The sequence below is a fragment of the Actinoallomurus rhizosphaericola genome (genome assembly GCF_024055675.1).
Lineage (GTDB): Bacteria > Actinomycetota > Actinomycetes > Streptosporangiales > Streptosporangiaceae > Actinoallomurus > Actinoallomurus soli.
Window position 1 is genome coordinate 404,214 of the sequence record NZ_JAMXMW010000001.1, and the last position, 20,902, is coordinate 425,115.

Below are 20,902 nucleotides of genomic sequence, written 5' to 3' on the forward strand. Positions count from 1 at the left end.
CCGAGTTGGGAGAACGCCCGCACGTTGGTAACCTTGCCAATCGACCTTGTACGACGGCGGTGATTGCGCCATGCCTCACGGAAGCAGGAAACACCTGACCCGCATCGATCCCCGAGCCCCGTTCGTGATCGACACGACCACGCTGGGCCGCAGACCGGGATCGATGCGCGAGGATTCCAGGACCGTGCCGGCTCCGGCGGATCTCGGCGTCGAGATGGTCGGTGTCCCCGAGGGCGCCGATATCGAGCTGGACTTCCGGCTCGAGGCGGTGATGGAGGGCGTGCTCGTCTCGGGCACGGCGCGGGCACCTCTCACGGGAGAGTGCGCGCGCTGCCTGGAGCCGGTCACCTCGTCGATCGAGGTGGACTTCCAGGAGCTCTACGTCTACTCCGACACTCGCTCCGGCGAGAGCGCGGGGGAGGACGAGCGCCGTCTCGAGGGAGATCTCATCGATCTCGAGCCGGTGGTCCGGGACGCGATGGTGCTCGCACTGCCGCTGTCCCCGCTGTGCCAGGACGACTGTCCCGGCCTGTGCTCGGAGTGCGGGGTGCGGCTGGCCGACGCCGAGCCGGACCACCACCACGAGGCCGTCGACCCCCGGTGGGCGGCATTGCAGGGCATGTTGGATCAACGACAAGAAGACCAGGAGGGCTGACGTGGCCGTACCTAAGCGTAAGAAGTCGCGCAGCAACACGCGGCACCGTCGCTCGCAGTGGAAGACCCAGGCGCCGACGCTCGTGCGCTGCCCGCAGTGCCGCGACGAGAAGCTGCCGCACACCGCGTGCCCGACCTGCGGCACCTACAACCGCCGCCAGGTCGTCGACGTGGCCTGAGTGACGTTCCGCGGGGGCGGCTCAGCCGCCGCCCCCGGCTCGTCTCGCGATGAAGACTCGCCCGAGGCCGTGGCGGACGCCGGAGACATCCGGCGTGCGCCTCGTTCTCGCGGAACCTTCCTCGGAGGAAGCACCGTGAGTTTCCCGCCCGCCATGGTCCTCGTCATGGGGGCCGCAGCATGAAGACCGACAATTCGGCGTCCGACCGAGGCCCGCTGGTGGAGGCCCTGGGCGTGAGCCCGGACCCGGCGCTCCTCGAACGCGCCCTCACGCACCGCTCCTTCGCCTACGAGAACGGCGGCCTGCCGACCAACGAACGGCTGGAGTTCCTCGGCGACTCGGTGCTCGGCCTGATCGTCACCGACACCCTCTTCCGCAACCATCCCGACCTGCCCGAGGGCCAGCTGGCCAAGCTGCGGGCCGCGGTGGTGAACATGCGGGCGCTGGCCGGCGTGGCACGCACGCTCGGCCTGGGCGCCTACATCCGGCTCGGCCGCGGCGAGGAGGGCACCGGGGGCCGCGACAAGTCCTCGATCCTGGCCGACACCCTCGAGGCGCTGATCGGGGCCGTCTACCTCGACTCGGGCCTGAAGGCGGCCGCCGAGCTGGTCCACCGGCTGTTCGACCCGCTCATCACCCGCTCGGCCAGCCTGGGCGCGGGCCTGGACTGGAAGACGTCCCTGCAGGAGCTGACCGCCACGGAGGAGCTCGGGGTGCCCGAGTACCACGTGGAGGAGAGCGGCCCGGACCACCAGAAGACGTTCCGCGCGGCGGTCGTCGTCGGCGGCACGGAGTACGGCCGCGGCGAGGGGCGCAGCAAGAAGGAGGCCGAGCAGCAGGCGGCCGAGGCCGCCTGGCGGGCCATCCGCGAGTCCTCCGGCACGCAGGACTGACGCGTGCCCGAGCTACCCGAGGTCGAGGTCGTACGGCGGGGCGTGGAGCGCTGGGTCGCCGGCCGTACCGTCCGGACGGCCGAGGTCCTGCACCCGCGGTCGGCGCGCCGCCACGCCGAGGGCCCGGCGGACCTGGCCGCGCGGATGACCGGACGGACCATCGCGGCGGCGCGGCGACGCGGCAAGTACCTCTGGCTGCCGGTCGGCGACGACGAGGCGCTGCTGGCCCATCTCGGCATGAGCGGGCAGCTGATCGTCGATGATCCGGACCGGCCGCCGGAGAAGCACCTGCGCGCCCGGTTCACCTTCACCGACGGGGGACCGGATTTGCGCTTCATCGACCAGCGCACCTTCGGCCACCTGATGCTCACGGCCACGAAGGACGGCATCCCCGAGCCGATCACGCACATCGCCCCGGACCCGCTGGAGGACGCCTTCGACGAGGAGGCGTTCCACCGGGCGCTGCGGCGCCGGCGCACGGGGGTGAAGCGCGCGCTCCTCGACCAGACCCTGATCAGCGGCGTCGGCAACATCTACGCCGACGAGGCGTTGTGGCGCGCCAGGCTGCACTGGGCGCGGCCGACCGAGACGCTGACGCGGGCGGAGGTGACGCGCCTGCTGACGGGCGTCCGCGAGGTGATGACCGCCGCGCTGAAGGCGGGCGGCACCTCCTTCGACAGCCTGTACGTCAACGTGAACGGCGAGAGCGGCTACTTCGAGCGGTCGCTCAACGTCTACGGCCGGCGCGACGAGCCCTGTGCGCGGTGCGGCAGCCCCATCCGCCGCGACGCCTTCATGAACCGCTCCTCCTTCACCTGTCCCACCTGCCAGCCACGCCCCCGCCGCGCCCACTACTGACCCCCGCGGCCGGAGCCGTACGTCCTCGGACGCGCTCTACGATCGGGGGATGGACGAGCACGTGCGGCTGACGGCCTGGGTACGCGGACGGGTCCAGGGCGTCGGCTTCCGGTGGTGGGTGCGCTCCCGCGCTCTGGAACTGGGGCTGCTCGGCTCGGCGAGCAACCTGGTCGACGGCCGGGTCGAGGTGATCGCCGAGGGGCCGAGAAAGGCGTGCGAGGACCTTCTGGATCTCCTCCGGGGCGGAACGACACCGGGACGGGTGACCGGTGTGTCCGAGCGCTGGACCGAGTCGCGCGGCGGCCTTCGAGGCTTCGTCGAACGGTGATCGGTCTGGGAGGTCTGCTAAACTTGTACGGACAGGTTGTTACGGGTCTGTGACATCTGTCTTGACCGGCTTCCCTGCCGGTGCGACCCTAGTTGTTACGCGCACCTCAAGAAGATTCTCGTGCGCGACCATTCCTGCTGGTCACTCAGCGTGGAGGACCCTTAATCATGGCGAAGGCTCTACTCGGCCACGTCGGCGGTCCCGACCCCCGCATGGTTGCGGAGATGCGGCGCCTGCAGCAACGTGTCCGTGACCTGGAGGCCGAGCTCGTACGGCTCCAGTCCGAAAACGACGCGCTTGCCGCTGTTGCTGACAACGAAGTCATGGCGCTCGCTACCAAGGACCGCGAACCGGCACTGACCTGAGGTCAGCGCCGAGCGCGTAAAAGGGACGTCGACAGACGTCCCTTTTTGTTGGCCGCGTACCGCGTTTCCGACCGCATTCGACCGGGCCGCGCCCTTACCACGGCACATCCGGCTGCCGGATACCCGGCTTCGGCGAGTGTCGGCCGGTATCGTGCTGATACGGCCGGGGCGCCGGGGGCCTCCGGCGCGGGTGGTCCACCCGTCGGCGGTGGCAGAAAGGATCGGTGGGCGCTTGTACTTGAAGAGCCTCACGTTGCGGGGTTTCAAGTCCTTCGCGTCCTCGACCACACTGCGCCTCGAGCCGGGGATCACCTGTGTCGTCGGGCCGAACGGCTCGGGCAAGTCCAACGTCGTCGACGCGCTCGCCTGGGTGATGGGCGAGCAGGGCGCCAAGTCGCTGCGCGGCGGGAAGATGGAGGACGTGATCTTCGCGGGCACGTCCTCGCGTCCGCCCCTCGGCCGCGCCGAGGTCGTCCTGACGATCGACAACTCCGACGGCGCGCTGCCCATCGACTACTCCGAGGTCACGATCAGCCGGCTGATGTTCCGGTCGGGCCAGAGCGAGTACTCCATCAACGGCGACCCCTGCCGGCTGCTGGACGTCCAGGAGCTGCTGTCCGACTCCGGCATCGGCCGCGAGATGCACGTCATCATCGGGCAGGGCCAGCTCGACCGGGTCCTGCACTCCGGCCCGGAGGGGCGGCGGGCGGTGATCGAGGAGGCCGCGGGCGTCCTGAAGCACCGCAAGCGCAAGGAGAAGGCCCTGCGCAAGCTCAACGCGATGCAGGCCAACCTGACGCGCGTGCAGGACCTCACCACCGAGCTGCGCCGGCAGCTCAAGCCGCTCGGCAGGCAGGCGGAGATCGCCCGGCGGGCGGCGGTCATCCAGTCCGAGCTGCGGGACGCGCGGCTGCGGCTCCTCGCCGACGACCTGGTCACCCTCACGGCCCGGCTCGAGCAGGAGGCGGCCGACGAGGCGACGATCCGCGAGCGCCGCGCGGCCGTCGAGCAGGCGCTGGCCCAGGCGCAGCAGCGGGAGGCCGCCCTGGAGGCCGAGGCCGCCGAGCAGGCGCCGGTCCTCGCCCGGGTGCAGGACACCTGGTACCAGCTGTCGTCGCTGCGCGAGCGCCTGCGCGGCGTCGGCGAGCTCGCCGCCGAGCGGCACCGCAACGCCGTGGAGGCCCAGGCGGAGGAGCGCCGGGGCCGCGACCCGGAGGACATGGAGCGTGAGGCGGCGGAGATCCGGGCGCAGGAGGAGGTCCTCGGCGCCCGGCTCGAGGCGGCACAGGACCTCCTCGCCGAGGCCGTCGACCGGCGCGCCGCCGCCGAGGCCGCGCTGAAGCAGGAGGAGTATCGCCTGCAGGACGCCGCCCGCGCCGCCGCCGACCGCCGCGAGGGGCTGGCCCGGCTGCGCGGCCGGGTCGAGGCGCTGGGCAGCAAGGTGCAGGCCACGGAGGCGGAGATCGGCCGGCTGGCCGAGGCGCTCGCGGACGCGCGGGAACGCGCGGCGGCGGCCCAGGCCGAGTACGAGTCCCAGGACACCGAGACCGCCGAGGACCCGGAGCTGGCCGCCGAGCACGAGCGCGCCCAGGAGGTCCTGGAGCAGGCCAAGGAGGCCGTCGAGCACGCGCGGGAGGCCGTGGAGGAGCCCCGGCGGCTGCTGAAGGATGTGCGGGACCGCGTGGCCGCCGCTCGCGGCGCCGACCAGGCGGCGCAGAAGGAGGTCACCGCGCTGCAGGCGCGCGTGGAGGCCCTGGACCAGACGATGGGCAGCGCGGCGGACGGCGGGGAGGTCCTGCTCGCCGCCGGCCTCGACGGCGTGCTCGGCACGACCGCGTCCCTGCTGTCGGTCGAGCCGGGCGCCGAGATCGCGATCGCGGCGGCGCTGGGCGCGGCCGCCGAGGCCGTCGCCGTCGCCTCGCTCGACACCGCCGAGGCCGCCCTGACCGTCCTGCGCGCCGAGGACGCCGGGCAGGCCGGTGTCGTCGTCGGCGCCGGACCCGACGGTCACCGCGAGCCGCCCGCCCTCCCGGACGGCGCCCGCCCGGCCGCCGACCTGGTCACCGCCCCGGAGACGCTGCGGCCCGCGATCCGCCACCTGCTGGCGGACGTCGTGATCGTCGAGGACCTGCCCGCCGCGGCCGCGCTCGTACGGTCCCGGCCCGAGCTGCGCGCGGTGACCCGCGACGGGGACCTGCTCGGCGCGCACTGGGCGGTCGGCGGTGGCGGCAAGCGGCAGAGCCTGCTGCAGATGCGGTCCGCCCGCGACGAGGCCGCCGAGCGGCTCGCCGCCGCGGAGGCCAGGGCCGAGGGCACCGCCGTCGCCCTGGAGGAGGCCGTCGCGGCCGAGCAACGGGCCCAGGCCGTGCTGGAGGCCGCCCAGGCGGCGGTCGGCGAGGCCCAGAGCGGCGTGAACCGCGCGCAGGCGGGTCTGGACAAGGTGCGGGCCCGGATGCGGGAGGCGGCCGCCGAGGCCGCCCAGGAGGCCAAGCAGGTGGCTCGGCTGCAGGCCGCCGCCCAGGCCGCCCGGCAGGAGGCCGAGCGCCTGGCCCGGTCCCTGACCGCCGCCGAGGAGGCGCGGGACCGCGACCTGGCCGCGGCGGCGGAGCTGCGCGAGCGCCTGGAGATCGCCGAGGCGGAGCCCCTCGACGAGGACGATCAGGACACCGCGCGCCGCGACGAGCTGAACGACCGGTGCCAGGAGCTGCGGTCGGCCGAGATGGAGGCGCGGCTGAACGTCCGTACCGCCGAGGAGCGGGTCTCGGCCATCGCGGGCCGGGCCGACGCGCTGGAGCGGGCCGCCGACCGCGAGCGCCAGGAGCGCGCCCGCGCCGCCGAGCGCCGCCGCCGCCTCGCCCGCGATGCCCGGGTGGCGCAGGCCGTGGGCGTCGGCGTCCAGCGGGCACTGGCCGGCATCGAGGTCTCGATCGCCGCTGCGGTGGCCGAGCGCGAGACCCACGAGCAGGCGCGCACCGCCCGCGAGGAGGAGCTGAAGGCCGTACGGACCAGCGTGCGCGAGCTCACCGGTGAGCACGAGAAGCTCGTCAACGTCGCGCACGGCAGCGAGGTCGCGCGGGCCGAGCAGCGGCTGCGCCTCCAGCAGTTCGAGGAACGGGCGATGGAGGAGTTCGGGCTGGAGGTGGCCGTGCTCGTCGCCGAGTACGGCCCCGAACAGCCGGTGCCCCCGGCCCCGGACGCCCCGGAGGACGCCGCGCCCGAGCCGTACGACCGGGCCAGGCAGGAGCGGCGCGCCAAGCAGGCCGAGCGCCAGCTGGCCCAGCTCGGCAAGGTCAACCCGCTCGCGCTGGAGGAGTTCGCGGCGCTGGAGGAGCGGCACGCGTTCCTGACCTCACAGCTGGAGGACCTGAAGAAGACCCGCCGGGACCTGCTCACCGTCGTCAAGGAGGTCGACGACCGGGTCCAGCAGGTGTTCGCGTCGGCCTACGAGGACGTCGCGCGGGAGTTCGAGGGCGTCTTCTCCCGGCTGTTCCCGGGCGGGGAGGGGCGGCTGTCGCTGACCGACCCGGAGGACCTGCTCACCACCGGGGTCGAGGTGGAGGCGCGGCCGCCGGGCAAGAAGGTCAAGCGCCTGTCGCTGCTGTCCGGCGGCGAGCGCTCGCTCGTGGCCATCGCGTTCCTCGCCTCGATCTTCAAGGCGCGGCCGTCGCCGTTCTACGTGCTCGACGAGGTCGAGGCCGCCCTGGACGACACCAACACTCAGCGGCTGCTCGGCATCTTCGAGGAACTGCGCGAGTCGTCGCAGCTGATCGTGATCACTCACCAGAAGCGCACGATGGAGGGCGCGGACGCCCTGTACGGCGTCAGCATGCGCGGCGACGGTGTGACCCAGGTCGTCAGCCAGCGCCTCCGGGAGCCCGAGCCGGCCTGACCGATCGATGCCTGAACCGTCCGTACGAGGGCGTGGGTCGGCCTGGGGTGGGATTCTCCGGTCTTGTCGTCGTAAGGCCGGTACGGCAAACAATTTGCAGGTTTTGTACCATCTTGTCCCAAATCGCGCTTGGCTTCGCTAGAGTCACGGCCGTCCCACACGGCGCGATCGACACCCTCGGAAAGGTCACTGTGGACCCTCAGCGTCTCAAAGACAACTTCGCCCAGGTCGGCGGCCACGGCATGGACGTGGCCGAGTACTTCTACGCGGACCTGTTCGAGCGCAACCCGCACTACCGCTCACTGTTCCCGGCGTCGATGAGGCGCCAGCAGGAGGTTCTGCTGGGCGCGCTCAGCCAGATCGTGGCCCTGGTGGACGACCCGGAGCGGCTCATCCCGTACCTGGAGGAACTCGGCCGGGCGCACGCCGGGTTCGGCATCCACGCCGAGCACTACCCCGAGGTCGGCGCCAGCCTCGTCGCGACGCTGAAGTACTTCAGCGGCGACGACTGGACCGCCGAGCTGGAGAAGGACTGGGTCGAGGCGTACGGCGTGGTCTCCGACGTCATGATCAAGGCCGCCGGACAGTAGAACGCCGCGGCGACGGCCCGCCCGGCTTCAGGAGAATGTGTGGATGCTCAACGACTGAAGGACAACTTCGCGCAGGTGGCGCAGCACGGTGACGCCGTGGCGCTGTTCTTCTACTCCGATCTCTTCCTGCGCAACCCGCGGCTGCGGGATATGTTCCCCGTCGGCATGAGCCACCAGCGCGACCGGCTGCTGGCCGCGCTCGGACGGATCGTGTCGCAGGTGGACGACCTTCACAACCTGGTTCCGTTCGTGCAGCAGCTCGGCCGGGACCACCGCAAGTACGGAGTGGAGGCCCTGCACTATCCCGAAGTCGGGGCGAGCCTCGTCACCACCCTCCGCTACTTCTCGGGACACTCGTGGACCGAGGAACTGGCGCGGGACTGGACGGACGCGTACAACCTGGTCTCGAAGGTCATGCTCGACGCCGCCCAGGAGGACGCCTCGGTGCACCCTTCCTGGTGGAATGCCCAGATCGTCGCGCACGAACGCCGGCGCTTCGATCTGGCGGTGTTCCGGGTCCTTCCCGACCGGCCGTTCGCGTTCCAGCCCGGCCAGTCGGTCTCGCTCGAGGTTCCGGCCCGGATGCGGATGTGGCGCTACTACTCGATGGCCAACGCCCCCCGGCCCGACAACACCCTGGACTTCCACGTCCAGCTGATCGACGGCGGTCCGGTCAGCCCGGTCCTCGTCCGGGCGGTCCGCGTCGGCGACTGGATCAAACTGGGCCCGCCGGTCGGCACGATGACCTTCAACGAGCGGTCCGGACGCGACGTGCTGCTCATCGGCGGCAGCACGGGCCTGGCGCCGCTCAAGGCGATCCTCGAGCAGATCGCCGCTCTGCCCAACCCGCCGCGCGTCCACCTCTTCTTCGGCGCGCGGTACCTCGACGGGCTCTACGACCTGGACGATCTGCAGAAGCGGGCGGCCGGGGCGCCGTGGCTCACCGTGATCCCGGCGGTCTCCGACCACGACCCCGGCGCGGCGGCAGAGCACGGCACGCTGCCCGACGTCATCGGGCGGTTCGGGATGTGGCAGAACCATGACGCCTATGTGTGCGGCTCGTCCGGGATGATCGACGCGACCGTCGATCGGCTCCTACAGCTCGGGCTGAGCCAAGACCGCATCCGAATCGACAAGTACGCGGACGCTTAAGAGGAGACGAATGACCTCCCCCGAAATGCACGCCGCTCAGCGCATCACGCCGGCTGAGCTGCAGGCGGTCAACTTCCAGCGCGCTCCGCTCGGCCGCCGGGGATTCGACGAAGATCAGGTGAAGGCGTTCCTGGGCCAGGTCGAGCAGGAGCTGGTCCGGGTCCTGAACGAGAAGGCGGACCTGGAGAACGAGGTCGGCCGTCTTCGTGAGCGCCTCGCCGGCGGCGGTGCCGACGCCGGCACGATCCAGCCCGAGGACGCCCACATCCAGGCCGTGCGGATCCTGTCGAACGCGCAGCAGACCGCGGACCAGTACGTCGCGGACGCGCAGCGGTACAGCCGGGAGATCGCCGAGGAGGCCCGGCGCGGCCGGGACGAGATCCTCGCCGACGCCCGGTCCCGCGCCACCCTCGTCCTGGAGGAGGCGCACCGGCAGGCGTCGTACGCCGCGGAGCAGGTCGCCCCGTCGACCGAGCCCATGTCCGGCGACGAGCGCCGCGACCTCGAACGCGAGATCGCCTACCTGCGGACCTTCAGCGACGTCTACCGCACGCACCTGCGCAGCTACCTGGAGGCGCTGCTGCGCAACGTCGAGGAGTGGGAGAAGTCCGAGCGCGACTCCCTCGCCGGCACCCGCGCGGCGCTTCCCCGGATGAGCTGACAACGGGCCTCCCGCCACGCCGTACGGAAGACTCGGAGAATGTTCTCGTCGCCGATGGGAACGTCGGCGGATGCCCCGGTTCGCCGGGGCGCCTCGGGGATGTTCTCCGAGCCTTCCGCTCAGCACACGCGAGGACGACGTGGCCGGGCGGACGGTGACCGGGTAGGGACGGGAGGGGGAGCCCGTACCTTCTGCGAGACTGGGACACGCTATGGAATACGTCATTCTCGCCATCGCCATCGTCGTGCTCGCCGTCGCGACGGGCGTGTTCTTCCTGGTGCGAGGCGCGCGCGGTGCCGCACCGCCGCCGCGCGCACCGGAAGCGCCGAAGGCGCCGGAGGCACCGCGCGGCGGCACGGCCGTCATCGAGGAAGAGGAGGTCGTCGCGCCGCCCACGCGGGCGCCGACCCCCGAGGCGCCGCCCGCGCCGCCCGAGATCGAGATCCCGCCGCCGTCCGCCGGCCGCCTCATCCGCCTGCGGGCACGGCTGTCCCGATCCCAGAACGCCCTCGGTAAGACCCTTCTCACCCTGTTGTCCCGCGACACGCTCGACGACGACGCGTGGGACGACATCGAGGACACCCTCGTGCAGGCCGACGTCGGCGTCGCGCCCGCCCGGCAGATCGTCGACGACCTGCGGACCAAGGTGAAGGTCTACGGCACCCGCACCCCGGATGAGGTGCGCGGGCTGCTGAAGGACGAGCTCCTCGCCCAGATCGGCAAGGACTGGGATCGTTCGCTGCGGACGCAGCCGCACGGCACCCAGCCCGCGGTGATCCTGGTCGTCGGCGTCAACGGCACCGGCAAGACCACCACCTGTGGCAAGCTCGCACGGGTCCTCGTCGGGGACGGGCGCAGCGTCCTCCTCGGCGCGGCCGACACGTTCCGTGCCGCCGCCGCCGACCAGCTGCAGACCTGGGGCTCCCGGGTCGGCGCCGAGGTGGTGCGCCGGGAGGAGGGCGCCGACCCCGCGAGCGTCGCGTTCGAGGCGGTCAAGAAGGGCATCGAGGACCGCGTCGACACCGTCATCGTCGACACCGCCGGCCGGCTGCACACCAAGACCGGGCTGATGGACGAGCTCGGCAAGGTCAAGCGCGTCGTCGAGAAGCAGGCCGAGGTCGACGAGGTGATCCTCGTCCTGGACGCGACGACCGGGCAGAACGGCCTGCGCCAGGCCCGCGTCTTCGCGGAGGTCGTCAACGTCACCGGCATCGCGCTGACCAAGCTCGACGGAACCGCCAAGGGCGGCATCGTCATCGCGGTCCAGCGGGAGCTCGGCGTCCCGGTCAAGCTCGTCGGCCTCGGTGAGGGTCCCGACGATCTCGCGCCCTTCGACCCCGAGGCCTTCGTCGACGCCATCCTGGGCGGCTGACCGGCCCTTCTTTCGCGACCGGCCGCGGCCGGTCGCGCGGGAACCGATCGGTCGGGGATTCCGGCCGGTCCTGTTCGGACCGGCCGGCCGCCACGGGCGGTCGCCGTCGTCAGGGGCGGTCAGCCCTCATCGAGGGCGTCGGCGACGGCGGTGGTCAGGTCCAGCCGGGCGCCGCCACGGAACTCTCTCCCGAAGGCCCGGGACCCCAGCGACTCACGGGCGCGCGTCTCGCACTGCTGGTGCGAGCAGGCGTGGTACGGCAGCTGGGTCGGCGAGAAACCCAGCTCGTGCCAGACCCGGTCCGCCGCGCCGAGCAGGCGGGCCGCGCGCTCCTGGGCCCCTCCGGCACCCGCGGTCCACGCCAGGACCTCCAGGAACTGGGCGAGCCCCCAACGGTCCTCGATGACGGACCAGGGCGCGGCGACCTGCAGCATCATCGTCTCAGCCCGCCGCCAGTCGCCCTGCTTCCACGCCGCGATCCCGATGGCGAACAACGCGTACGCGCGGAACAACGGCGCGTCCCGGGCGTCGCACAGGGCCATGAGCTCCTCGCCCAGGGCCGCCCCGAGATCCGGATCCCTGGCGACGCAGAACATCGACGCGAGGTAGAGGTTGATCCCGACGGCGTTGAGGTCCCCGGAGTCCCAGTGACGGAGCCGGGCCTGTTCCAGCAGGGCGAGCCCGCGCCGGTCGTCCCCGGCCGACAGCGCGGCGATGCCGGAGACCGTCGTGGCGAACGCGGCGGCCGTGGCGTCCCCCGTCTCCTCGGCGAGGGTCTGGCACTCCTCGATCCGGGCGCCCGCGGCGGGAAGGTCACGCTGGTGCAGGGCGAGCAGGGCGTCGGCCCACAGGGCGGTGAGCCGCGCGCGCCCGGGCTCGGGAACGAGCCGCAGTCCTCGTTCGAGCCAGTGCCGTCCCTCGGTGAGGGCTCCGCCGAGCAGCCAGAACCCCCACAGGGCCGAGGCGACCTCCAGCCCGGCCGGTGCCGAGGCCGGCCGGCCGTAACACGCCTCCATCGCCGCACGCAGGTTCGGCAGTTCGGTCTGCAGCGTGTGGAAACGGTCGAGCTGGTCGGAGGTCATCTGATCGATCCGGCAGCGCTCGACCAGCGACCTGTAGTGGGCGCAGCACCGCCCGCGCAACCGCTTCTCCTCGGTGCCGGTCAGATTCTCGCGGCCGTACGCGCGGATGCTGTCCAGCATGCGGTACCGCGTGCCGATCCGAGAGCACTCGGTGGTCAGGACCGACTTGTCCACCAACCCGGCGATCAGATCGAAGATCTCCTCACGCTCGATCTCCCCGCCGGCGCAGGTCTCCTCGGCGGTGTCGAGATCCACTCCGCCCGGGAAGGTCGCCAGGCGCGCCCACAGGTGGCGCTCGGCGGGGGAGCACAGGCTACGGCTCCAGTCCATCGTGGCGCGAAGTGTCTGCTGGCGGGGCGGCGCGTCACGGTCGCCGCCGGTGAGAACGGCGAAGCGGTCGTCGAGTTCGCCCAGGAGCCGGTCGAGCGGGGTGTTCCTCAGGCGGGTGGCGGCGAGTTCGATCGCCAGCGGGATGCCGTCCAGGCGCTGGGAGATGCGGGCGACGGTGACGGCATTGGCGGAGGTGACGCTGAAACCGGGGCACACGGTGACGGCCCGGTCGGTGAAGAGCCGTACCGCCTCGTTCCGGGCGATCGAGCGGGTCGGCGCGTGCTCGTCGGCGACGGGCAGGGAGGCGATCGGCAGCACCTGTTCGCCGAGCACACCGAGCCGGTGACGGCTGGTGGCCATGATCCGCAGACGCGGGGCGGCCCGGAGCAGCCGATCCACGAGACTCGCGCAGGATTCGAGGAGGTGCTCGCAACCGTCCAGCAGGAGCAGCATCCGCTTGTCGGCGAGGCGGCCGAGGAGGAGCGGCATCGCCTGCCGGTCCATCTCCCGTATCCCCACGGCGGCGGCCACGGTCGGCACGAGGAGGCTGCCCTCCTCGAGCGTGGAGAGTTCCACGATCTGTACTCCGTCGGGGAACCAGCCCCGCACGGACCCCGCGGCACGGAGCGCGAGCCGTGTCTTGCCGACACCGCCGGCACCCGTGAGCGTCAGCAGACGTGTCCGGGGGAGGAGCCGTCTCACCTCGGACAACTCACGGCCGCGGCCGACGAAGCTCGAACGGTCAGTACACCGGCGACTCCTGGCCAGTACGTCCTGAGCAGGCATGTCTTCTCGCGGTAGGGAGGTCGGTGATCGACACGATCATCGCGGCCGGTGCCTGGGCTCGTCGATCGCTCGATGCGGGCCCCGGGCCGGATCGAGCGATGGCCTGGGCGGCTCCCGTACTCGAGATCGGGGAGCCTCTTCGTTGAGTTCTGCGGCCCGCGCCGCGATCCGCGCGCGGGAACTGAAGCCGAGTCTACGCAGTGTCGCTCCGCAGGGTCCGTGCCGTGCCCACCGACGACCCGGCGACCCGGCGGCCGTGCGGCCGTGCGGCTAAGGTGGCAGGAAGACGGTAGCGGAGGTTCCGCCGCCGCGACGCGGGGACGGCCGTCTCAAGACGCCGTTCCGACCGGGAGAAGGTGGTGGCTCGCGAGGTCGCGAGCCTGACACGTGGACGTTACCGACGTTCCCCCGAAGGACCGGCTCGGACCCGGGCGGGTCACCCATGCGCTGTGGGGCGCCGCTCCCTACCCCGCGGTGATGGCCGACACCGACGGCCGGGTGGTCAAGCTCAACGAGGCCGCCGCCTGTCTGTTCCCGCGCGCGGAGCCGGGCGCGACGCTCGCCGCGACGACGCCCCGGTGGCTCGCGGAGGCGAACCGTACGGCGGAAGGGCTCGGTACCGAGGGCGAACCGGCGTGGGGCCGGGTGGGGCGGCGCAGCTTCGAGGCGTACCCGAGCCGCACGCCGGACGGGAACGTGGTGTGGTGGCTGGTCGAGGACACCGCCCGGCGGCTGGCGGAGATCCAGTTGTCCACGGAGCGCGGGCGCACCGCGCTGCTGGCGGACGAGTCCAACGCCCTGCTGTCGACGTTCGATGTCGACCGGTGCATGGAGGTCGCGGTACGGCTGGCGGCCGAGCACCTGGCCGACGCGGCCGTGCTCATGCCGCCCGTTCTGGACCGGCGGCTGCCGGCGGCCTTCGCCGTCCGCGGGGGCGGGGTCTACCGGCGCACGGTGCCGGCCGACCCCGCCGACATGCCCGGTCTGAGCGAGGCGCTGCAGGGCTTCCCGCCGATCCCCTCCCGCTGGATCGACCCCGGCCGGTTGCCGTCGTGGGCCGTGCCGGAGGGCTTCGGCGGACCGGTCGGCGCGGTCGTCGTCACACCGCTGCCCGGGCACGGCATCGCGGAGGGGGCGTTGATCCTCTTGCGCCGCGGCGACGGGCCCGGATTCAGCCGGAACGAGGAGGTCTTCGCCCGGCTGTTCGCGGCACGGGCGGGCGCGGCGCTGTCGGCGGCCCGCGCGTACGCCGAGCGGGCGGAGATCAAGACGATCCTCACGCGCGAGCTGCTGCCGCCCCAGCTGCACCGCGTCCACGGCGTGGACATCGCCGGTGGCTACCGCGCGTCGGTGCGCGGCGAACTGGTGGGCGGTGACTTCTACGACGTCCACCCGGGCGAGGACGAGGAGACCGAGTCCCTCGTCGTCCTCGGCGACGTGTGCGGCAAGGGCCTGGAGGCGGCGATCACCACCTTCAAGATCCGCATCACGTTGCGGGCGCTGCTGCCCATGGCGCGCGACCACCTGCGGACGCTGTCGCTGCTCAACGGGGCGCTGCTCACCACGGAATGGGGCCGGTACGCCACCCTGGTGCTCGCGTCGGCGGTGCGCGCCGGTGACCGGGTGCGGCTGCGGCTGACCAGTGCCGGGCATCCGCCGCCGCTGATCGTGCGACGCGGCGGAGTGGTCGAGGAGGCCGCCACGCGCGGCTCCCTGATCGGGGCCGTATCCGATGTCCACGCGACGACCGCAGGGGTAGAGCTCGCGCCGGGGGAGACGTGCGTGCTCTACACCGACGGCATCACCGAGGCCCGCGGCGGGCCGCTGGGCGACATCATGTTCGGCGAGGAGCGACTGAAGGACGCGCTGTCCGAGTGCGCGGGGATGCCCGCCGAGGCCGTCGTGGAGCGCGTGCAGATGCTCGCGGCGGAATGGGCCGGCGACCGCGACCACGATGACATGGCCGTCGTGGCGATCAGCGCACCGCGCACCGCCCCTCCCGCCGCGACCGAGCGCCGATCAAGCGCACCGCGCACCGGTCCTCCCGTCGCGACCGAGTGCCGATCAAGCGCACCGCGCACCGGTCCTCCCGCCGCGGCCGAGTGCCGATCAGTCGACGAGGAGACCCGACGATGACCGCTTCAACGCCGGACCGTATCCGCACGGACGTCCTCTCCACCCGCCTGTGGGACGCCGTTCGTGAAGGCGACGAGTACGCCGCCGCCGACGTCGTGCTGCCGGCGGTGGACGCCGGCCTGAACGCCGAATCCGCGCTGCTCGACGTGATCGCGCCGGTGCAGGAGAAGGTCGGCGTCGAGTGGGCCGCCAACCGGATCAGCGTCGCCCAGGAGCACACCGCGACGGCCATCAACGACCGCGTCGTCGCGGCCCTCGCGTACCGCGCGTCCGCGCGCATCCGGCCGCGCCGGGGCCGGGTCACGGTCGCGTGCGCCGAGGGGGAGTGGCACGCCCTGCCCGCCCGCCTGCTGGCGGAGACTCTGCGGCTGCGCGGCTGGCAGGTCGACTTCCTGGGCGCCCACGTCCCCGTCCCCAACCTGATCGACCATCTGTACCGCAGGCGCCCCGACGTCGTGGCCCTGTCCTCCTCCATTCCCACCCGCCTGCCCGCCGCGCACAACACGATCACGGCGTGCCAGGCCGCGGGCGTCCCGGTCATGGTCGGCGGGGCGGCGTTCGGGCCCGGCGGCCGCTACGCCACCCGGCTGCGCGCCGACGGCTGGGCGCCGGAGGGCCGTACCGCCGCGCTCCGTCTCGGCGAGATCGTCGCCCGGGCCCACGTCCCGCCGGCGGCTCGCGAGCCCCTGGACGACCTGCCGCACCTGGCCGACCAGGAGTACACCCTGGTCGCCCGCAACGCGAACCGCCTGGTCGCCGCGGTCCTCGCCACGCTGCCGGACCGGTTCCCGGCCATGGCCGACTACAGCGACCGGCAACACCGGCACACCGCCGAGGAACTCGCCTACGTCACCGAGTGTCTCGGCGCCGCTCTTTACCTGGACGACTCGGACCTGTTCACCCGCTTGGTCGCCTGGACCGCCGACATCCTCACCGCCCGCGGCGTCCCGGCGCACTCGCTCGACCCGGCCCTGGACCTGCTGACCGAACAGCTCAAGGACTTCCCCCGCGCCGTCGCCCTGCTGCGCGACGGCCGCGACGCACTCCGAGGTGTGCCTTCCGCCCGGCCGTGAGACGCCGCTGAGATCGCCGGCGCCACCGGTTCACGCGACTGGTGCCCGCGGCGCGCCCGGTGCCCATGGCGCGTGCCGGGTCACCGGCGGCCCGGGCGGGCCCCGGGATGGGGGTCGGGAACCTCTTCGTTGAGTTCCGCGACCCACGCGGCGATCTGCGCGCGGGAGGTGAAGCCGAGCTTGCGCAGGATGCGCTCCACATGCCCTTCCGCGGTCCGCTGGGCGACCACGAGCGTGGCGGCGATCTCCTTGTTGCTCATCCCCTTCGCCACGAGCCGGGCCACCTCCGTCTCCCGGCGGGTCAGCGGTGACAGGGCGCGCTCGGCGGGGACGCCCGGCGCGGTCTCGACCTCGGTCTCCCTGAGGGCGTACGCCGCCGTCTCCGTCGCGGAGAAGCCGCAACCCTCCTGGAAGAGCGCGTCGAACCGAGGGCCGGCGAGCCGGTCCCGTACCGCCGTCTCGTATCGCTCGCGGTACACCGCGAGGTACGCGTACGGGGGCCCGCCCAGCGCGCGCCGGATCCCCCGGAGAGCTCCGAGCAGGCGGGCGGCGCGCTCCGGGTCGCCCTCGTCGGCGGCGATCCAGGCGAGGACCTCCACGCACAGCGACATGCCGAGACGATCGTCGAAGGGCTGTTTCAGGCGGATGGCGTGCTGTTCCAGTTCCGTCGCGCGCTTGAGGTCGCCGCGCCGCCAGACCTCGATCCCGTAGACGGACAGCGCGTAGGAGCGGAACCAGTGGTCCTGTCTGGCCTCGCAGAGCCGCAGGCATTCCTCGAACAGGGCGACGGCCTCCTCCGAACGGCCGAGCAGGGAGTACGCCGTGGCGAGGTACATCGCAGAGTTCGCGACGCCCTTCTCGTGCGCCAGTCCGCGATGGCGGGCCAGTGCGTCCTCCAGGATCGCCACGGCCCCGGTCAGATCGGAGCGGATCAGCGCGGCCAGGCCCGTGACGTATTCGCACTGGGCCAGGACGACCGGCTCGTCCCGGGCGAGGGCCCTGCTCTCCCGGAGCATCGGCTCGGCGGCCGCAAAGTCGCTCTGGAGGACGGCCAGCCGGGCGGACACGCACAGGGCGGCGGCGCGGGCGGCCGGAGGGGCGGAGTCGGCTCCGAGCAGCTTCTCGAGCCACCGTCGTCCCTCGTGGAGGAGGTCGGCCGCGATCCAGTAGAACAGCAGGCCGGAGGCCATGTCGAGGCCGGCGCGGGCCTCTCCGGGCGTGACGAGGCAGTGATCGAGGGCGGCGCGGAGGTTGCCGTGTTCGGTCCGGAGCCGGTTGAACCACGACACCTGGTCGGGTCCGAACCAGTCGTGTTCGGCTCGGGTGATCAGGTCGCGGTAGTGGTCGCGGTGGCGTCGTTGGACTCGGGTGGTGGTGCCGGAGGCGTTGAGGCGTTCTTGGCCGTATTGGCGGATGGTCTCCAGGAGGCGGTAGCGGACGGTGCCGGAGTGTTCTTCGCGGAGGAGGATGGATTTGTCGACGAGTCCGATGACGAGTTCGAGGATGTCGTCGCGGTCGATGCCGTCGCCGGCGCAGACGGTTTCGGCGGCTTCGAGGTCAAGGCCGCCGGAGAAGACGGAGGTGCGTTCCCAGAGGAGGCGTTCGGGTTCGGTGCACAGGCCGTAGCTCCAGTCGATGAGGGCGCGCAGGGTCTGGTGGCGGGGCAGGACCGAGCGGGAGCCGCAGGTCAGGAGGCGGAAGCGGTCGTCGAGGCGGGCGAGGAGCTGGTGGACCGACAGGGCGCGCAGGCGTACGGCGGCCAGTTCGATGGCCAGCGGGAGGCCGTCGAGGCGGTGGCAGATGCGTTCGACGGTGGGGAGGTTGTCCTCGGTGAGGGTGAAGCCGGGCACGACCGCTTCGGCGCGTTCGGCGAACAGCCGCACCGCGTCACCGACGACGACGCCGGAGTGGGAGCCGCCGGCGGCGTGACCGGTCACCGGCAGGCTGGGGACCGAGAGGGTCTGTTCGCCGGCGACGCCGAGGGCCTGGCGGCTGGTGGCGAGGATCCGCAGGCGCGGGCAGGCGCGCAGCAACGCCTCGGCCAGGACCGCGCACTCGCCCACCAGGTGCTCGCAGTTGTCCAGGATGAGCAGAGCCTGGGCGTCCTCGAGGTGGTCGACGAGCACCTGCAGCGGCGGCCGGACCGAACGATCGGGAATCCGCAGGGCCTCGCACACCGCCGGGACCAGCAGGCCCGGATCGTTCAGCGCGGCGAGCTCGACCAGCCACACGCCGTCGGGGAAGGCACGGTGGACGAGGGCGCCCACCCGGGTGGCGAGCCGGGTCTTGCCGACGCCGCCGACCCCGGACAGGGTGACGAGCCGTGACACGGACAGGAGACGTTTGACCTCGGCCACCTCGTGCCGACGCCCAACGAAACTCGTCACCTCGGCCGGGACCCCGTGGATCTGTCCGGGCCGGGTGGTGTCGAAAGCCCCCGTCATAACTTCGCCTCGGGACCGGATCCGGCGCGGCATCGTCGCTCCAGAGGGACGGTCCAGGTCACAGCGTATGTGCGCCCTGCCGGTGAGCCGGCATCCGGGCGCGGTCGCGCCGCCGCGCAGCGGTGCCGGTGGTGCCGGAGTGACGGGAATGGCGCGCAGGCCCGGAGCCGCACCAATTTTTGGCCATTTGCAGTGAGGAAACCGAAACACACCTGAAACACCGGCTCGCAGGGTTTCACACCGCCGAAACACTCATGCCCCGTCGGTGAAACCGCGCTGCTCGAAGCTCCAGATCAGTATCGACCAGAGCAGTAACGATCACCTCACCGAAGGGACGACCGCATGCCGCCGGACGTTCTCAAACTGATGAATTCGGGCGACACCGCCTGGCTGCTCGCGAGTGCAGCCCTCGTGCTTCTGATGACCCCCGGCCTCGCGTTCTTCTACGGTGGCATGGTCCGGTCGAAGAGCGTCCTGAACATGCTGATGATGAACTTCGCCACGATCGGCATCGTCAGCGTCCTGTGGGTCTTCTACGGCTACTCCCTCGCGTTCGCCAAGGACGTGGGGAACCACGGGTTCATCGGCGGCCTGGGCAAGGTGGGCCTCAAGGACACCCTGATCTCCGCCTCCGGCACCTCGCCCGAGCTGGCGTTCGTGGCCTTCCAGCTGATGTTCGCGATCATCACGCCGGCTCTGATCAGCGGCGCGGTCGCCGACCGCGTCAAGTTCGGCGGCTGGTGCGTGTTCGTGGCCATCTGGGCGACGGTCGTCTATTTCCCGGTCGCGCACTGGGTGTTCTTCTTCGGTGACACGACGACCACCAAGGACGGCGGTTTCCTCGCCGACCACATCGGCACCCTCGACTTCGCCGGCGGCACCGCGGTCCACATCAACGCCGGTATGGCCGGACTCGCCCTGGCCCTGGTCGTCGGCAAGCGCGTCGGCTGGCCGAAGGAGCCGATGCGGCCGCACAACGTCCCGTTCGTACTGCTCGGCGCCGGGCTGCTGTGGTTCGGCTGGTTCGGGTTCAACGCAGGCTCCGCGCTGGCGGCCAACGCCCAGGCATCCGTGGCGTTCGTCAACACCCAGGTCGCGACCGCGGCGGCGGCGCTCGGCTGGATCATCACCGAGCGGATCCGGTACGGCAAGCCCACCGCGCTCGGCATGGCCTCCGGCGCCGTCGCCGGCCTCGTCGCGATCACTCCCGCCTGTGCCGCGGTCAACCCGGTGGGCGCCGTCATCCTCGGCGTCATCGCCGGCGCGCTCTGCTCGGTCGCCGTGGGCCTCAAGCACAAGCTCGGCTTCGACGACTCGCTCGACGTCGTCGGCGTGCACGCGGTCGGCGGCGCGGCGGGCGCCCTGCTCATCGGCTTCCTCGCCACCCCGACGGTCACCGGCATCCTCACCCCCGCCAAGGGCGACGGCCCGGCCGGTCTGTTCTACGGCGGAGGGCTGTCCCAGCTCGGAAAGCAGGCGATCGGCGTGGTGCTGGTCGCGGTGTACTCCTTCGTCATCACCTGGATCATCGCCAAGATCCTCGACAAGGTGATGGGCCTGCGGGTCAGCGAGGAGGACGAGGTCTCCGGCATCGACCTCGCCGAGCACGCCGAGAGCGCCTACGAGTTCGGCCCGTCTCACGGGTCCGGTGGCGGATCGGGCATCCTGGCCGCGCTCACCGTCGATCGCTCCAAGGCGGCCGGTGACAATGGATCGGGCGGCGGCAAGACGCCCGTGGACCCGGGCGAGAAGAAGGTGGAGGCGGAGGCATGAAACTCGTCACCGCGGTGATCAAGCCGTTCAAACTGGACGACGTCAAGGCGGCGCTGGAGACCTTCGGCGTACACGGCCTTACGGTCAGCGAGGCCAGCGGGTACGGCCGCCAGCGCGGCCACACCGAGGTCTACCGCGGCGCGGAGTACAAGGTCGACCTCGTACCCAAGCTCCGTGTCGAGGTCCTCGTCGACGACGAGGACGCCGACGACATCGTCGACGTGATCGTCAAGGCGGCTCAGACCGGCAAGATCGGTGACGGCAAGGTCTGGTCGGTCCCGGTCGACACCGTCGTCCGCGTCCGTACCGGGGAGACCGGGCCGGAGGCGCTGTAAGC

At 72.0% G+C, this 20,902-nt stretch carries 17 protein-coding genes; 15 read left to right on the forward strand and 2 right to left on the reverse strand.

Translation table 11 applies throughout. The features are described 5' to 3' along the window. Nucleotides 1–70 precede the first annotated feature (70 nt). The 11 genes from NE234_RS01980 (at nucleotide 71) to ftsY (ending at nucleotide 10,941) form a co-directional block, all read left to right on the forward strand. Nucleotides 71–655: a YceD family protein gene (locus NE234_RS01980; protein WP_252776283.1), complete on the forward strand. Its 585-nt coding sequence runs from the start codon at nucleotides 71–73 to the stop codon at nucleotides 653–655. Between the two features lies 1 nt (nucleotide 656). Beyond that, nucleotides 657–833: a 50S ribosomal protein L32 gene (rpmF, locus tag NE234_RS01985; RefSeq protein ID WP_252776286.1), complete on the forward strand. Its 177-nt coding sequence runs from the start codon at nucleotides 657–659 to the stop codon at nucleotides 831–833. A 179-nt stretch (nucleotides 834–1,012) separates the two neighbouring features. Then, entirely contained in the window at nucleotides 1,013–1,726 is a 714-nt protein-coding gene (rnc, locus tag NE234_RS01990) for a ribonuclease III (protein ID WP_252776288.1), read from the forward strand. A gap of 3 nt (nucleotides 1,727–1,729) precedes the next feature. Next, complete coding sequence (gene mutM / locus NE234_RS01995; RefSeq protein WP_252776290.1) at nucleotides 1,730–2,584, forward strand: bifunctional DNA-formamidopyrimidine glycosylase/DNA-(apurinic or apyrimidinic site) lyase; 855 nt, start codon at nucleotides 1,730–1,732, stop codon at nucleotides 2,582–2,584. 49 nt (nucleotides 2,585–2,633) lie between these two features. Then, the gene (locus tag NE234_RS02000) at nucleotides 2,634–2,912 is read left to right on the forward strand and encodes an acylphosphatase (RefSeq protein WP_252776292.1); all 279 of its coding nucleotides are present in this window, start codon (nucleotides 2,634–2,636) and stop codon (nucleotides 2,910–2,912) included. A gap of 167 nt (nucleotides 2,913–3,079) precedes the next feature. Next, nucleotides 3,080–3,277, forward strand: coding sequence for a hypothetical protein (locus NE234_RS02005; protein ID WP_252776295.1), 198 nt, complete (start codon nucleotides 3,080–3,082; stop codon nucleotides 3,275–3,277). A gap of 232 nt (nucleotides 3,278–3,509) precedes the next feature. Further along, on the forward strand, nucleotides 3,510–7,166 hold the full coding sequence (gene smc, locus NE234_RS02010; protein ID WP_252776297.1) for a chromosome segregation protein SMC: 3,657 nt from the start codon (nucleotides 3,510–3,512) through the stop codon (nucleotides 7,164–7,166). Nucleotides 7,167–7,357: 191 nt separating this feature from the next. Next, nucleotides 7,358–7,756 (forward strand): globin domain-containing protein, encoded by a 399-nt coding sequence (locus tag NE234_RS02015; protein WP_252776298.1) that lies wholly within the window; start codon nucleotides 7,358–7,360, stop codon nucleotides 7,754–7,756. A gap of 39 nt (nucleotides 7,757–7,795) precedes the next feature. Continuing rightward, on the forward strand, nucleotides 7,796–8,908 hold the full coding sequence (locus tag NE234_RS02020) for a globin domain-containing protein (RefSeq protein ID WP_252776300.1): 1,113 nt from the start codon (nucleotides 7,796–7,798) through the stop codon (nucleotides 8,906–8,908). 10 nt (nucleotides 8,909–8,918) lie between these two features. Then, the gene (locus NE234_RS02025) at nucleotides 8,919–9,569 is read left to right on the forward strand and encodes a DivIVA domain-containing protein (protein WP_252776302.1); all 651 of its coding nucleotides are present in this window, start codon (nucleotides 8,919–8,921) and stop codon (nucleotides 9,567–9,569) included. 211 nt (nucleotides 9,570–9,780) lie between these two features. Continuing rightward, nucleotides 9,781–10,941, forward strand: a complete 1,161-nt coding sequence (gene ftsY / locus NE234_RS02030; RefSeq protein ID WP_252776304.1) for a signal recognition particle-docking protein FtsY — start codon at nucleotides 9,781–9,783, stop codon at nucleotides 10,939–10,941. Nucleotides 10,942–11,060: 119 nt separating this feature from the next. On the opposite strand, the gene NE234_RS02035 is transcribed toward ftsY, so the two are convergent. After that, nucleotides 11,061–12,929, reverse strand: a complete 1,869-nt coding sequence (locus tag NE234_RS02035; RefSeq protein ID WP_252776306.1) for an ATP-binding protein — start codon at nucleotides 12,927–12,929, stop codon at nucleotides 11,061–11,063. A 597-nt stretch (nucleotides 12,930–13,526) separates the two neighbouring features. Here NE234_RS02035 and NE234_RS02040 point away from each other — a divergent pair. Beyond that, nucleotides 13,527–15,275, forward strand: coding sequence for a PP2C family protein-serine/threonine phosphatase (locus NE234_RS02040; protein ID WP_252776308.1), 1,749 nt, complete (start codon nucleotides 13,527–13,529; stop codon nucleotides 15,273–15,275). Further along, complete coding sequence (locus NE234_RS02045) at nucleotides 15,272–16,348, forward strand: cobalamin B12-binding domain-containing protein (protein ID WP_252776310.1); 1,077 nt, start codon at nucleotides 15,272–15,274, stop codon at nucleotides 16,346–16,348. Before NE234_RS02040 ends, NE234_RS02045 begins: the two co-directional genes overlap by 4 nt. A gap of 80 nt (nucleotides 16,349–16,428) precedes the next feature. Here the strand turns inward: NE234_RS02045 and NE234_RS02050 are convergent, their stop codons facing one another. Then, a complete protein-coding gene (locus tag NE234_RS02050; RefSeq protein WP_252776312.1) occupies nucleotides 16,429–18,792 on the reverse strand; it encodes an ATP-binding protein in 2,364 nt (787 codons plus the stop codon). A gap of 342 nt (nucleotides 18,793–19,134) precedes the next feature. Between NE234_RS02050 and NE234_RS02055 the strand changes: the two genes are divergently transcribed. Both NE234_RS02055 and NE234_RS02060 read left to right on the forward strand, forming a co-directional pair. Continuing rightward, nucleotides 19,135–20,565, forward strand: a complete 1,431-nt coding sequence (locus NE234_RS02055; protein ID WP_252776314.1) for an ammonium transporter — start codon at nucleotides 19,135–19,137, stop codon at nucleotides 20,563–20,565. Continuing rightward, nucleotides 20,562–20,900 carry a P-II family nitrogen regulator gene (locus NE234_RS02060; protein ID WP_252776317.1) on the forward strand — a complete coding sequence of 113 codons (339 nt, stop codon included), beginning with the start codon at nucleotides 20,562–20,564 and terminating at the stop codon, nucleotides 20,898–20,900. The genes NE234_RS02055 and NE234_RS02060 overlap by 4 nt, the downstream gene beginning before the upstream one ends. Nucleotides 20,901–20,902 lie beyond the last annotated feature (2 nt).